General features: G+C 59.3%; 11 protein-coding genes and 2 tRNA genes. 9 read left to right on the top strand and 4 right to left on the bottom strand.

Going from position 1 to position 12,698, the window contains the following annotated elements; translation table 11 throughout:
* Nucleotides 1-15 precede the first annotated feature (15 nt).
* From ybgC to EKL02_RS14375, 9 genes are all read left to right on the top strand, one after another.
* Nucleotides 16-441 (top strand): tol-pal system-associated acyl-CoA thioesterase, encoded by a 426-nt coding sequence (gene ybgC, locus EKL02_RS14335; protein WP_128902678.1) that lies wholly within the window; start codon nt 16-18, stop codon nt 439-441.
* A gap of 103 nt (nt 442-544) precedes the next feature.
* Nucleotides 545-1,246, top strand: coding sequence for a protein TolQ (gene tolQ / locus EKL02_RS14340; RefSeq protein WP_128902679.1), 702 nt, complete (start codon nt 545-547; stop codon nt 1,244-1,246).
* Between the two features lie 14 nt (nt 1,247-1,260).
* Nucleotides 1,261-1,701 carry an ExbD/TolR family protein gene (locus tag EKL02_RS14345; protein ID WP_128902680.1) on the top strand — a complete coding sequence of 147 codons (441 nt, stop codon included), beginning with the start codon at nt 1,261-1,263 and terminating at the stop codon, nt 1,699-1,701.
* Nucleotides 1,702-1,710: 9 nt separating this feature from the next.
* Nucleotides 1,711-2,628, top strand: coding sequence for a cell envelope integrity protein TolA (gene tolA / locus EKL02_RS14350; protein ID WP_128902681.1), 918 nt, complete (start codon nt 1,711-1,713; stop codon nt 2,626-2,628).
* 3 nt (nt 2,629-2,631) lie between these two features.
* Nucleotides 2,632-3,921, top strand: coding sequence for a Tol-Pal system beta propeller repeat protein TolB (tolB, locus tag EKL02_RS14355; RefSeq protein ID WP_128902682.1), 1,290 nt, complete (start codon nt 2,632-2,634; stop codon nt 3,919-3,921).
* 30 nt (nt 3,922-3,951) lie between these two features.
* On the top strand, nt 3,952-4,476 hold the full coding sequence (gene pal, locus EKL02_RS14360) for a peptidoglycan-associated lipoprotein Pal (RefSeq protein ID WP_128902683.1): 525 nt from the start codon (nt 3,952-3,954) through the stop codon (nt 4,474-4,476).
* Complete coding sequence (gene ybgF, locus EKL02_RS14365; protein WP_128902684.1) at nt 4,476-5,234, top strand: tol-pal system protein YbgF; 759 nt, start codon at nt 4,476-4,478, stop codon at nt 5,232-5,234. Before pal ends, ybgF begins: the two co-directional genes overlap by 1 nt.
* Nucleotides 5,235-5,333: 99 nt before the next feature.
* Nucleotides 5,334-5,409 (top strand) — tRNA-Lys (locus EKL02_RS14370).
* A gap of 128 nt (nt 5,410-5,537) precedes the next feature.
* A tRNA-Lys gene (locus EKL02_RS14375) sits at nt 5,538-5,613 on the top strand.
* 42 nt (nt 5,614-5,655) lie between these two features.
* On the opposite strand, the gene EKL02_RS14380 is transcribed toward EKL02_RS14375, so the two are convergent.
* From EKL02_RS14380 to EKL02_RS14395, 4 genes are all read right to left on the bottom strand, one after another.
* Nucleotides 5,656-7,044 (bottom strand): HDOD domain-containing protein, encoded by a 1,389-nt coding sequence (locus EKL02_RS14380; RefSeq protein ID WP_128902685.1) that lies wholly within the window; start codon nt 7,042-7,044, stop codon nt 5,656-5,658.
* A gap of 7 nt (nt 7,045-7,051) precedes the next feature.
* On the bottom strand, nt 7,052-8,317 hold the full coding sequence (locus EKL02_RS14385; RefSeq protein WP_128902686.1) for a L,D-transpeptidase family protein: 1,266 nt from the start codon (nt 8,315-8,317) through the stop codon (nt 7,052-7,054).
* Nucleotides 8,317-9,336, bottom strand: coding sequence for a tetratricopeptide repeat protein (locus EKL02_RS14390; protein WP_128902687.1), 1,020 nt, complete (start codon nt 9,334-9,336; stop codon nt 8,317-8,319). Before EKL02_RS14390 ends, EKL02_RS14385 begins: the two co-directional genes overlap by 1 nt.
* Nucleotides 9,337-9,559: 223 nt before the next feature.
* Complete coding sequence (locus EKL02_RS14395; protein ID WP_128902688.1) at nt 9,560-12,670, bottom strand: hypothetical protein; 3,111 nt, start codon at nt 12,668-12,670, stop codon at nt 9,560-9,562.
* Nucleotides 12,671-12,698 lie beyond the last annotated feature (28 nt).

The following is a 12,698-nucleotide window of genomic DNA, read 5'->3' on the forward strand; positions in this document are numbered from 1 at the left end:
CCTTACCGAACAAGCATGAGCTCCGAAAAAGATTTTAGCTGGACAATTCGCGTTTACTATGAAGATACCGATGCCGGCGGCATTGTATTTTATGCAAATTATTTGAAATTCTTTGAGCGTGCCCGCACCGAGTGGTTACGCCATGCAGGTTTCAGCCAGCATGTCCTGGCCGACACATTGGGCGTATTGTTTGTCGTTAAAAAAACTTCAGTTGAATATCATGCGCCCGCGAAACTTGATGACGAACTGAAACTCGTTGTTGTGGTCGAACGCGTGGGCGGAGCATCCATGCAAGTCCGGCAAGAAGCGTGGCGCGTCAACGAAGGTGAGCCCTTCCTTCTTGCGGAAGGCACAGTAACCCTGGTTTGTGTAAACAAAGAAGAATTTCGTCCGCGTGCGATCCCCGACGACATCCGCCTGAAAATTAATTGTATTAACTAAATTTTGCTTGCTGTAATTAGCAAGCGCCTTTTCTGTTTGCCATCGCAAGGCGCTTGCCAGTTACGCTTTCAACCGAACTTATCCTTCCTGCCATAGCGCTCAAATGACAGTTGCACAAGACCTTTCCTTTGTCTCCCTGATTACCAATGCTTCAGTGCTGGTCCAGCTTGTCATGCTGCTACTGGCGGCTGTTTCGCTGATGAGCTGGACATATATTTTCCGTAAGCTCTTTGCCATCCGCAATGCCAAATCACAGACGGAAGAATTTGAACGTAATTTCTGGGCGGGCGGCAACCTCACTACGCTGTATGAAGATGCCGTGTCGAACCGCCGCAGGAATACCGGCCAGACCGGCGCACTCGAGCGCATTTTCGAAGCCGGCATGAGCGAATTCAACAAGGCCAAGGCAACGGCGGCCGGCAAAGGTGCGGTCGATGCCAATGCCTTGGTCGATGGCGCCCGGCGTGCCATGCGGGCGGCCTATCAGCGCGAGATGGATGCGCTTGAATCGCACCTGGCATTCCTTGCATCCGTCGGCTCCGTGTCACCCTATGTCGGCTTGTTCGGCACGGTCTGGGGCATCATGAACTCCTTCCGCGGACTGGCCAACGTGCAGCAGGCAACCCTGGCCTCCGTTGCGCCAGGCATCGCCGAAGCCCTGATCGCCACCGCAATCGGCTTGTTCGCGGCGATTCCGGCGGTGGTAGCTTACAACCGCTATTCCCATGATATCGACCGACTGGCGATCCGTTTCGAAAGCTTTGTCGAAGAGTTTTCCAATATCCTGCAACGGCAAGTCCGCTAAGGAGGAAAGAATCAATGGCTTCCTCGTTTTCAGGTTCGCTGCGTGGCGGCCGCAGCCGCAAGTTCAAGGCCGAGATCAATGTGGTGCCCTACATTGACGTGATGCTGGTCTTGCTGGTGATTTTCATGGTGACGGCGCCCATGACCGACCCAAGCGTGATCAACCTGCCCAGTGCAGGCAAGTCGGCCCAGCCACCTTCGGAATACATCCAGGTTTCGCTGAAGCCGGATGCCACGGCCGCCGTGAAAATCAGCGGCGGCAAGGCCAGTGCGCAAAGCATCACTACGGCCAGCCGCCCCGAACTGGTGGCCAGCCTGCGCGACCTGCATGCTGCCAATCCGGACATGCCGCTCATGATCGCGGCCGACAAGGAAATCAAGTACGACGAAGTCATCCAGGTGCTGTCGGAAGCAAAAAAAATCGGCATTTCCAGGGTTGGACTGGCAACCCGGTAACTGCGCAAGATGGCTGACACGACCCCATACTCCCCGCCCCAGGAACCAGGCCGCTGGCGCGCCATCGCGCTGGCGGCGGCAGTCCATGCGGCGTTGATCGCCTTCCTGTGGATCGGGATCCGCTGGCAAAGTGAAACGCCTGTGGCTGTGGAAGCCGAGGTGTGGGACATGCAGGCAAAGGAAGCCGCGCCCCGGCAGGTTGCGCCGCCGCCCGAACCTGAACCAGTTCGCCAGCCCGAACCGAAACCTCAGCCGAAACCGGAAGTAAAGGCCTCCGAGGAGAAGCCCGACATCGCCCTCGAGCAGGAGCGCAAGAAAAAAGAAAAGGCCAAGCGGGAAGAAGAAGAGCGACTTGCGCGCCTGAAAGAAGAAAAGGCGCAGGCAGAGAAAGACAAGAAGGAACTGGCGAAAAAAGAAAAGCAGCTTGCCCTGGAAAAGGAGAAAGCACTCCTTGAAAAGCAAAAGGCGGAAGCCCTTGTAAAGAAAGAAAAAGCCGAGGCGGATAAGAAACGGCTGCGCAACGAGCAAGATGCAAAACTGTTGGCAAAAATGCGTGAAGACGATTTGAAGCGCATGACCGACGCCGCTGGGGCCGTCGCCGGCAGCGGCGGTACCGGCACGGCGGCCAAGTCGCAGGGCATGCGCGGCGACCCAAGCTATGCGGCCAAGATCGCCGCCAAGATCAAGTCGAATACGCAGTATCCTGTCCCGCCTGACCTGCAGGGCAACCCGGCGGTGGAATATGATGTGCAGCTTTTCCCGGATGGCTCGCTGCGCGGTGCGCCGCGCAAGGTAAAATCGTCGGGAATCCCGGCATTTGACGAGGCAGTGCGGCGGGCAATTGAATTGTCTGCGCCCTTCCCCGCTGACAAGTCCGGCAGCGTGCCTGCGGCTTTCCCCGTGATCCACAAACCGAAAGAACAGTAAGCCATGATAAAAAAACCCAGCGTTAGCTTTGATTATTTTCTGCGATTCCTCGCATTGCTGGGACTGTTCGCCGCGGTCACCGCGCAAGCCCAGTTGCGCATTGAAATTTCCGGCGTTGGCGCCAACCAGATCCCGATTGCGATTGCCGCCTTTGCCGACGAAGGCGTAGCGCCGCAACAAGCCAGCGCGATCATCAAGGCCGACCTGGCGCGCAGCGGTTATTTCAAGATCATCGATACGGGCGTAGCGATCTCGGAAACGACGCCCGTCAAATTCGCCGACTGGAAATCACGCGGCGCCAATGCCCTGGTCGTCGGCAGCGTCCAGCGCCTGGCAGATGGCCGCTTCGATGTGCGCTACAAGTTGCTCGACACGCTTGCCGGCTCCCAGCTGTCGGGCCTGGCGATGGCAGTCCAGCCGCAATTCACCCGGCTGGCAGCGCACAAGATCGCCGACGACATTTACGAAAAACTTCTGGGCGTGCGCGGCGCGTTCTCTACCCGTGTCGCCTATGTGACGAAGGCTGGCAGCGAATACCGGCTTGAAGTGGCCGACGCCGATGGCGAGGGCGTGCATGTTGCGCTGCGCTCCAATGAGCCGATCATTTCGCCAGCGTGGTCCCCGGATGGCACCAGGGTCGCCTATGTCTCGTTCGAGAAAAAGAAGCCGGTGGTGTACGTGCAAGACCTGGTAAGCCGCGAGCGCACTGCGGTCGCCAACTTCAAGGGTAGCAACTCTGCACCGGCCTGGTCGCCGGACGGCAGCAAGCTGGCAATAGCCCTGGCGCGCGATGGACTGACCCAGGTGTACCTGGTGAATGCGGATGGCAGCGGCTTGCGCCGCCTTACCAATACCAATGGCATCGATACCGAGCCACAATTCTCGGCGGATGGCCAGAGCATCTATTTCACCAGCGACCGCAGCGGCGGGCCGCAAATCTACCGCATGTCCGCCAATGGCGGCGATGCCCAGCGCGTGACCTTCCAGGGTAGCTACAACATCAGCCCGCGCATCTCTCCGGACGGCCGCACGCTTGCTTATATTTCGCGCCGCGACGGCCGCTTCCAGCTTTATTCGCTGGACTTGGCCAATAGCCAGGAACTGCGCCTGTCGGAATCGGCGCGGGATGAATCCCCCAGCTTCTCGCCGAACGGCAAATACATCATGTACGCGACCGAAACCGGCCGCCGCGGCTCGCTGGAAGTCGTGTCGGTCGATGGCCGCACCCGTTACCGTTTGAGCACCCAGGCAGGCGACATCCGTGAGCCGACCTGGGGCCCGTTCATGAAATAATTAATCAACCTGCATCACAAGGAGTTCCTTATGCAAAAACTTTCATCTTCCGCCCTCATCCTCTGCAGCGCACTGGCACTTGCCGCCTGCTCGTCCACCCCGCTGAACGACAAGGCGCCGATCGAGGACCGCACTGGCAAGACCACCCAGGGCACCGATGGCAGCCGCACCGTCGGCACCGTGAATACCCAGTCGACCGATCCGCTGAATGATGCCAAGGGTGTACTGGCACAGCGCAGCTTCTATTTTGATCTGGACAGCTACGTTCTGAAGGCCGAAGCGCAACCTGTCGTCGAAGCGCATGCCAAGTACCTGGTCGCCAACAAGGGCCGCAAGGTCGTCATCCAGGGCAATACCGATGAACGCGGCGGCCGTGAGTACAACCTGGCACTGGGCCAGAAGCGTGCCGAAGCCGTGCGCAAGTCGCTGTCCCTGCTGGGCGTGTCCGATGCACAAATGGAAGCCGTCTCGTTTGGTAAGGAAAAGCCGAAGGCAACGGGCAGCGACGAAGCTTCCTGGGCTGAAAACCGCCGCGCCGACCTGGCCTACCAATAATGAAGAAGCTAGTCTCCCCCGCTCTGGCTGCGGCATGCCTGGCCATGGCTTCACTGGCCCCGTTGCCGGCGCATGCGCTGTTTGGTGACGACGAGGCGCGCAAGGCCATCCTGGAATTGCGCGGCAAGTTCGATGCGTTCCAGAAAGAGAATGCCACGCAACTGGAAGGCAAGGCTAGCCAGCGAAGCGTGCTTGATCTGGCTAACCAGAATGAACAATTGCGCCAGGAAATAGCGAAGTTGCGCGGCCAGCTGGAAGTGCTGAGCAATGAACTGGCCAATGCCCAGCAGCGTCAGAAGGATTTTTATGTGGACCTCGATACCCGCCTGCGCAAGCTGGAACCGCAACGCGTAAGCGTCGATGGCAGGGAAATCAGTGTCGATCCCGCCGAGCAAAAATCCTATGATGCCGCACTGGCTTCGTTCAATGGGGGGGACTACAAGGCTGCAGCCGTGGCTTTGGCTGACTTTACGCGGCGCTATCCGCAATCCGGATATGCGCCCAATGCACAGTACATGTTGGGCAACAGCTACTACGCCCAGCATGACTGCCGCAATGCCATTACCGCACAGCAGGCAGTGGTCAAGAACTTTCCTGACCATGCCAAGGCACCTGATGCCTTGCTGAACATCGCAACCTGTCAGCTGGAGATGAAGGACCGCACCGCCACCAGGAAAACCCTGGAAAGCCTGCTGGCGAAGTATCCTGATGCGCCTGCAGCAAAAACCGCCAAGGAGCGCCTGGCGGCCTTGAAGTAACCGGGCAGCATGCCGGTCATTGGAAATTCAGATTTTTAGTGACCGGCAACTTTGGTGCATTGACAGGTATTGGTCTGGTATTTATAATAGCTTTCTTTCGGGTCGTTAGCTCAGCTGGTAGAGCAGCGGACTTTTAATCCGTTGGTCGCAGGTTCGAATCCCGCACGGCCTACCAAAAAACAAAGGGTTCGCGACGATGCGGACCCTTTCCATTTCTTGCAAGATCAAGAAATTACCGGAATTGAAGTGCCCATGGCGCTTTGATCCGGGAAGTAATTGAAATATAGTAAAGTTTTGCGCTTCGGGTTGTTAGCTCAGTTGGTAGAGCAGCGGACTCTTAATCCGTAGGTCGAGTGTTCGAGCCACTCACAGCCCACCAAATTCAAAGGGCCCAGATGACATCTGGGCCCTTTTTTTGTGCTCACGTGCGCATGGCGCGCGCGATGTTATTGCTCCACTCGTAAGCGCTCGCCTGCAGCACGAACAGATCGGCGCTACACAGGTGGAATTTGCCGAGCATCGGCAACAGTACACTGGCATCGTCCCGCCGCTCCAGCGCCTCGCTTAAGGCAAGCAGGTCACCAAAATATCCTCCGCGCTCAAGCAACGCGTCCCTGACCTCTTCGACCACGGCAATTTGCCGAAGAATTTCTGTCATGGGCATGCAAAACAACGTATCCATCAGCGACATGATGCCAACTGTGAATGCAGCATCGGCAATGCCGCGATTTCCCGGACGGTGCCGCTGCGCTATCAATTCCAGCAATTTGCCACGTGCGGTTGCAAGCAAAAGCAAGGGTTTGACGTTGGGCGTATTATCCCTGGCCTCGGCATACAGCATGATCTGCAACCAGCTGCCGAGCTGCTTTCGCCCCAGCACCATCAGCGCCTGGCGCAGCGAATCGATGCGGTGTGCGCCTACTGCCGCGGTATTCACCAGCCGCAGCAGATTCAAGCCCAGGGCGATGTCGCGTTTGATGCTGTCTTCTATCTGGGCACTGTCGGCATCGCTTGAAATCATGGCGATGATATCGATGATTGCCAGTTGCGACGGCGCCAGCAAGCGGTCCGGATCGATTACCGGGCGAGCAAAGTAATATCCCTGGAAGCTATTGAATCCAAGCGCCAAACAAGCATCGAACTGCGCAAGCGTATCCACGTTCGCAATCAACAGCCGCTTGTCACTGAAACAGGCCTGTGAGGTTAACTGCACCAACTGATCCAGGGAGCGCTCGCGCAGATCGAACTTGATGACCTCGACTAGCGGAAGCAGTTGCCGCATCATGTCGGCATCCGTCTTCGCCTCCTCCAGCGCAAACGTAAATCCGTGCGCAACCAGTTCCGCGAGCCGCTGCAGGACGGGTTCAGTTGCGACTACGCTGTGGTCGAGGCAGAAGACGAATCGGGTGCGCGGAATATGCTCAAGCAATTCGCTCATCAGCACCCGGACGCCGATGTGCACAAGTCCGCGCAATTCCCCCACCACCCGTTGCATGTCGAGATCGACAAAATGGGCCAGGATATCGGCCGTCAGCTGATCGCTGCCGTCGACATCCGGATGCAAGTCGGCCGGTAAAAATGAAAGTTCGAAGGCAAAGGCATCCTGGGAACGATCCAGTATCGGCTGGCGCGCCATGAAAAAACCAGGCACGTCAGGCTTGTCTCCCGCACTACTGGTGCTCACCTGAATCGTCATAATGCCCCGAATATAGTAGAACCTGTTCTTAGAATAGTCTTGATTATGCCTAAAGGAAAGAAAAAATAAAAACGGCTGCCAGTGGCAGCCGTGGGCATTCAGCAGGCAGGGCACGGCACTGCTACAGGTTATTTTCCGAGATAATTTTCCAGTTCCCGCCCTCTTTGGACCAGTACTGGCGCTTGCGTACGGAATTGCGGCTCTTGCCAATCACCGCTTCCTGCGTAAAAGTACTGACTATCAAGTCATCCCGGCCCGGATACAGGAAGAAGGTGGCATCCGTGATTTCCATTGAAATGTTATTCACGCCTTTGAGAATTTTTTGGTACTTGCCGGCCAGGGTTTGCAGGTTTTCGCCACGTTCCGACTTGTATTTGCGCGAATAATTGGCCATGACGCGTGTTGCATCGCGGCTTTCGACATCGCGGCGCCATTCAGCCACCAGGCGGTTGGCCAAGTGGCGCTCACTCTCCCATTTGGCCCGGCTGACGAATTCCACGCGGTCGGCGATGACGACCGGCGTCTTGCCAGCCTCGACAGATTGGTATAACTCATTCAAGTCCGTGTTGGTCAGCACCACGCAGCCGTCGGAAGACAATGGCGGCCGGCTATAGCTGTCGCTGGGCACGCCGTGCAGCCATATGCCGGAGCCGCCACGACCATTGAGCTTGTCCCACTCGTTGGGGTAATTGATCGGCAAGGCGCCAGTACCGTAAAAGTCCGGCAATTTGTGGCCAGGCACACGTTGGGTGATGTAGTACACGCCGATCGGGGTACGCTGGTCACCTTCCTTGAGCTTGTTAATCCCAAGCTTGCCCTGGCTGATGTAATAGTCCGTCACGAATTTCAGGCGGCCGCCGTGATTTTCATAGACATACAGCCGCGAGCGCTTGGCATCGACGACCAGCACCTGTTTCTGGTCATCGCGCAACTGCAGAATCGGCCGCGGCACCAGGCTGGGGTCGGGTTTTTCCTTCAGCCATTTCAGACGCGCTCTTGCCTCGTCGCGCAAATTCTTCAGTTTATCCGGCGGTGCATTCGGTACCGCGCCGAAAGTGGAGATCGGCCGGGTATGCAATTGCAGCAGATCGCCACGGATCAGCTGACCAAGGCGAAATGTCGGATAAGCTTCAACCAGGGCATCGGCTTTGGCCTGTGCCTGACGCAGGCGATTGGCGCCAAGTTCCTTATAGACTTCCAGCAGCAGCGCTTCAGGATCCGGCTTGGCCGCACTGTTTGAAGTTACTTGCGCGGCCTTGGCCTGCGCAAGCGCAGGGGCGCCGGCAAACCAGCTGCCGGCGGCAAAAAAAACCGCTAACGATACGGCCAGCAGGCGCACCGGCTTGGCGGCCGCCCGGGCTGCCGGGTTCACGCTAAAACACGACATCAGCTACCTGCGCGCTCCTGCCGGATCTGCCACTTGTTACCCTGCTTGGTGAAAATCAGGGTCTTGCGGCTGTTGGCCGTCAACTTGTCGGAGACGTAAATCTGGCGGAATTTGGCGGTGGCAGTATTGCCCTCGACGGTGATGTGCGGTGATTCGACCTTGACGTCGATTTCACCCTTGCCAACGATCCGTGCACGCCGTCCATCAGCCCAGGCCGCGCGCGACTGCCCGCCAGGCGCCTGGAAATCATTGCTGTAATAGGAAAGATACGTCTTGACGTCCTGGCTGCTCCAGGCCTTGGCCCAGGCGTTGACCACCTTGAGCACATCGTCACGCTCATCGTCGCGCACCGGTTCAGCTTTTGCCACGGGTTCCGGCTTGGCCGCAGGCTTGACTTGAGGTTTCTCGACCGCTGCAATCTTCGTCTCGGGCTTCTCCACCGGCTTGGCCGGTGCAACTGCAGGCGCAGGGGTCGGCGCTACGGCAACCTTGGCGGGGGCAGGAGCCGGCTTGGTATTGCCAACTGCCAGAGTACGCAACAAGGTCAGCTTCGATTTGGCAGCGGTATTGCCGGAATCAAGCTGCAAAGCCTTGTCGTACGCCTGGCTTGCCAGCCTGGCATGGACATCCCCGAGGTTTTCATATGCGGTGGCGTAGGATGGGTTGGTGCGGATGGCCATATCCAGAGCCGCCCGTGCCTTGTCAAACTGGCCACTCGATGCATACAGCACAGCGAGATTGTTGTACGGCTCCGGCAAATCAGGGAAGTCTTCAGTCAGCTTGGCAAAAATGGCAATCGCCTCAGCCGTCTTGTTTTGTTCAGTGAGAATCACGCCTTTCAGAAATCGCATCTGCGCATCCTTGGGACGCTGGGCGAGAAAAGCATCGGCCTTGCTCAATGCTTCGGCAAATTGGCCGCCACGCATCAGCTTGCCCACATCCGCAGCTTCATCGGCAAATACCGGCGGCGCGACCAATGCGGCCAACATGCCGCCGACCAGCAAGGTTTTGCGATACATGTTCCGTGTGCTTGAATCGAATGCAACCCTGGAAAGGAAGGACAGGTTTCTCATTGATCTTGTTATATAGTAAAGATAGTTACTTTTAAGCGGATCAGGCATTGTATACCGAGTCGCCAGTTTTTTTCCCCATGACAAAGGCCCGATTTTAAAATAAAGCCGGAAGATGTGGCGCCATACTACGTACGCAACATCTTCCGGCCAGTCTTGTGCCTGTTTTTAGTTATTCTGCGGCTGGGCGGGCGCTGGCACTTTCTTCTGTGGCGGATGCGGCCGTGCCCAGGGAACCGAGCTGGTAAGACAGGCTGAGTTTTGCGGCCAGAGGCGCCTCGGGCATGGCAGCGACAGCAGCGGGCAGAATTTGCGCTCTTGTATTTACAGGTTGAGCGGCCTGGATGGCGGCGGCAGAAGTCGCCGGGAGCAGTTGCCAGGCGAACGCGCCCGCTGCAACGGCTACCATGACCGCGCCTACCAGAAGCGCCGTGCCATTGCGACGGCCTTGGGCAGCCGGCTTTGCCGAAATTACCATCGGCGCTTCGGCGAGAAGGGTTTCGGCCCGGAAGTGCCAGTCATCGTTTTCTTCGCGCTGGCGCGACAGCTTCTCAATCAATTCCCTGGCGACGACCTCGGCCTGGGCCTTTTCCTCCTCGAGCCTGGCTTGCAAAAGGGCCGACTGCGTCTGCGCTTCAGCCTGTCTACGGGCTTCTTCCAAAGCCTTTTGCTCGGCTTCCAGACGCGCTTCTTCCGCGCGCCGGGCTTCTGCCTCTGCAGCCTGGCGCTGCTGGGCCAACTCGGCCTGCTGCAGTTCTGCGCGGGCACGCGCTTCGGCTTCGAGACGCGCTGCCTGCTCAGCCAGCAATTTTTCATGGAGCGCCTGCGCGGCCTGCTGCTCGGCCGCTGCACGTTCCCGCTCGATGCGGGAAAGTTCGGCAGCCTGGCGCGCCTGTTCCAGGGCTGCCCGTGCAGCCTTGCGTTCCAGCTCAGCTTTTTCCCTTGTTTGCGCGGCGATATGTTTTGCTGCCGTGGCCTGAGCCGCGCAGGCACGCTGCACCTCGCGCTCGGCCTCTTCCTTGGCACGCAACGCGGCGTTTTCTTCTTCCAGCGCCAGCCGCGCCAGTTGGTCGGCCTGCTCGTTACTGCGTGTCAGGGCAGCTTGTTCCTGGTGGGCTCGAGTACGCGCTTCTGCTTCCAGCCGGGCGGCGTCCTCCGCTTGCAATTTCTCCTGCAAGGCTTGGGCCGCTTGCTGCTCCGCCACCGCACGCTGGCGTTCGACACGGGTAAGTTCAGCCGCCTGGCGCGCCTGCTGCAAAGCAGCCTGGGCAGCCAGTCGCTCTTGCTGGAGCTTTGCTTTTGTTTGTGCGAAGAGATGGCGTTCGGCAGTCGTTTGCGCTTCGCATGCCTGGCGCATTTCGCGCTCGGCTTCCTGCCTTGCAAGCAAGGCCTCGGCCTGCTCGCCCTGCGCCCGCGCACGGGCATCGGCTTCTGCAGCTGCAGCCTGCTCGGCGGCGAGACGCTCTTGTTCCAGCTTCAACAACTGCTCGGTCTTTTCAGCGCGCGCCACCTCGAGCAGCATTCTGCGCTTCAATGCCTCTTGTGCTTCCTGTTCCTGCCGGGCACGCTGGCGCTCGATGCGTGCCAACTCGACAGCCTGCTGCGCTGTCTGCATGGCGACTTGCGCCGCAACCTGGCTCATTTCGGCTTGTTCCTGTGCCTTGGCAAGGGCAATGCGCGCTGCCGCCACCTGCGATTCTTCGGCGATGCGGGCAAGCTGCTCAACCTGCTCCTGTTGCCGCAATACCTCCGCCTTGTCTTGCTCGGCGCGGATCCGTGCCTGAGTCTGCACGGCGACGGCCTGTTCAGCCTCGCATTTGCGCTGCAGGGCTTCGGCTTCGCACTGTTCGACAGCGGCACGACCTTGTTCGAGACGCGCGAGTTCAGCTGCCTGACGTGCTTTATCCTGGGCGGCCAGTGCTGCGGCCTGTTGCATCTCGGCGTGTGCAGCAGCCAGCCTGGTTGCTTCCTGTTCGGCAACCACCCGCAAGGCGGCATGCTGGGTAGCGGTGCGCTCCAGTTCGGCACGCTCCGCGGCCAGATCCCGGGCGCGCAGTTCCTCTGCAGCCTTGGCCTGGGCAATCACAGCCGCATGAGTATCGATCTCGACACGCTCGCGCGCCGCGATGATTGCCTTTTGCTCTGCAGCCAGGCGTTCGCGCAACTTGACATCAGCGCAATGCTCGGCTTCCACCCGCTCGATAGCAAATGCCTGCAATTCCCGCTCGGCCTGGATGCGTGCCTCCGTAGCCAGCCGAATACGTTCTTCGGCATCGCGGCGAGCCTGGGCCGTCACGGCGCGCACCGCCTCTGCCTGCTCGCGGCGCACAGCGGCATCGCGCAGGTCGAGTTCTGCGTGCAGCCGCATTTGCAGCGATTCGAGGGCTCGGCTTTCCGATTCGACGCGCGCCTGGGCGACGGCTTCCTGTTCCTGCTCGGTTGCAGCGCGGGCGCGTGCTTGCTCGACGGCCAGAACTTCGACAGGCACACGATTCAATGTGGACTGCAGCGCAAATACTTCAGCTTGCTGACGCGCCTCTGCTTGTTGCAACGCTTCGCTGCGTGCAGCGACCAGCAATTCAGTCGTCTGGCGCGCTTCTTTATCCTGACGTTCACGCTCGCGGGCCAATTCTGCCATGCGCGATTCAGCGCGAATCCGTGCCTCGGCCGCAGCCTGCGCGGCGTTGGCGGCAGCCACCCGTTCAGCAACCTGACGCCGTGCCTGTTCGGTTTCCTGCTCCAGCCTTTGCGCAGCAGCGGCTGCAACCGCGCCCAACTCCGCTTCGGCGGCAGCCTGTTCAGCGGATCGCTTGCGTGCCTCCTGCTCGGCGCGGACGCGCTCTTCTGTCTGCTGCCGGGCCTGCTCGTCGGCTTCTGACCGGGCACGCAATTCTGCCAGTTCCTGGTTAGCTGCAGCGATTTTCGCTTCACTGGCCAGGCGCGCCTGGCGCTCCGCTTCCAGGCGGGCCCGGCTCAGGGCAATCGCCTCTTCGGCGACCTGGGCGCGCTGATAAGCTTCGGCGCTGGCTGCGGCGTCGGCAAGTGCGCGGTCTTCGGCCAGAGCGCGGGCCCGCGCTTCGGCGTAGGCGCGATTTTCGGCAGCGACGGTCGCCTTGGCTTCCGCCTCGACTCGGGCAATGGCTTCGCGAATGGTCTTCAGCGCCATGCCGCCCTGCGGGCTGGCGGATTCCGGCGCAGCAGCCCGGGCTTCCGGCGACTGTTCATCGTCCGGGTATGCCACTCGCAGATTGGGGTGCTTGCGCATTGCCTGATTCGTATCCATTGATTACTCCCGCTTGTTGTCGGTATCC

The sequence above is a fragment of the Janthinobacterium sp. 17J80-10 genome, assembly GCF_004114795.1.
GTDB lineage: Bacteria > Pseudomonadota > Gammaproteobacteria > Burkholderiales > Burkholderiaceae_D > Paucimonas.

What these genes read in the sequence shown, in the direction of transcription:
- pal (WP_128902683.1), top strand. Translation starts at nt 3,952, where the DNA reads ATGCAAAAACTTTCATCTTCCGCCCTCATCCTCTGCAGCGCACTGGCA.
- EKL02_RS14385 (WP_128902686.1), bottom strand. Translation starts at nt 8,317, where the DNA reads ATGTCGTGTTTTAGCGTGAACCCGGCAGCCCGGGCGGCCGCCAAGCCG.
- EKL02_RS14390 (WP_128902687.1), bottom strand. Translation starts at nt 9,336, where the DNA reads ATGTATCGCAAAACCTTGCTGGTCGGCGGCATGTTGGCCGCATTGGTC.
- tolB (WP_128902682.1), top strand. Translation starts at nt 2,632, where the DNA reads ATGATAAAAAAACCCAGCGTTAGCTTTGATTATTTTCTGCGATTCCTC.
- ybgC (WP_128902678.1), top strand. Translation starts at nt 16, where the DNA reads ATGAGCTCCGAAAAAGATTTTAGCTGGACAATTCGCGTTTACTATGAA.
- EKL02_RS14395 (WP_128902688.1), bottom strand. Translation starts at nt 12,670, where the DNA reads ATGGATACGAATCAGGCAATGCGCAAGCACCCCAATCTGCGAGTGGCA.
- ybgF (WP_128902684.1), top strand. Translation starts at nt 4,476, where the DNA reads ATGAAGAAGCTAGTCTCCCCCGCTCTGGCTGCGGCATGCCTGGCCATG.
- tolA (WP_128902681.1), top strand. Translation starts at nt 1,711, where the DNA reads ATGGCTGACACGACCCCATACTCCCCGCCCCAGGAACCAGGCCGCTGG.
- EKL02_RS14345 (WP_128902680.1), top strand. Translation starts at nt 1,261, where the DNA reads ATGGCTTCCTCGTTTTCAGGTTCGCTGCGTGGCGGCCGCAGCCGCAAG.
- tolQ (WP_128902679.1), top strand. Translation starts at nt 545, where the DNA reads ATGACAGTTGCACAAGACCTTTCCTTTGTCTCCCTGATTACCAATGCT.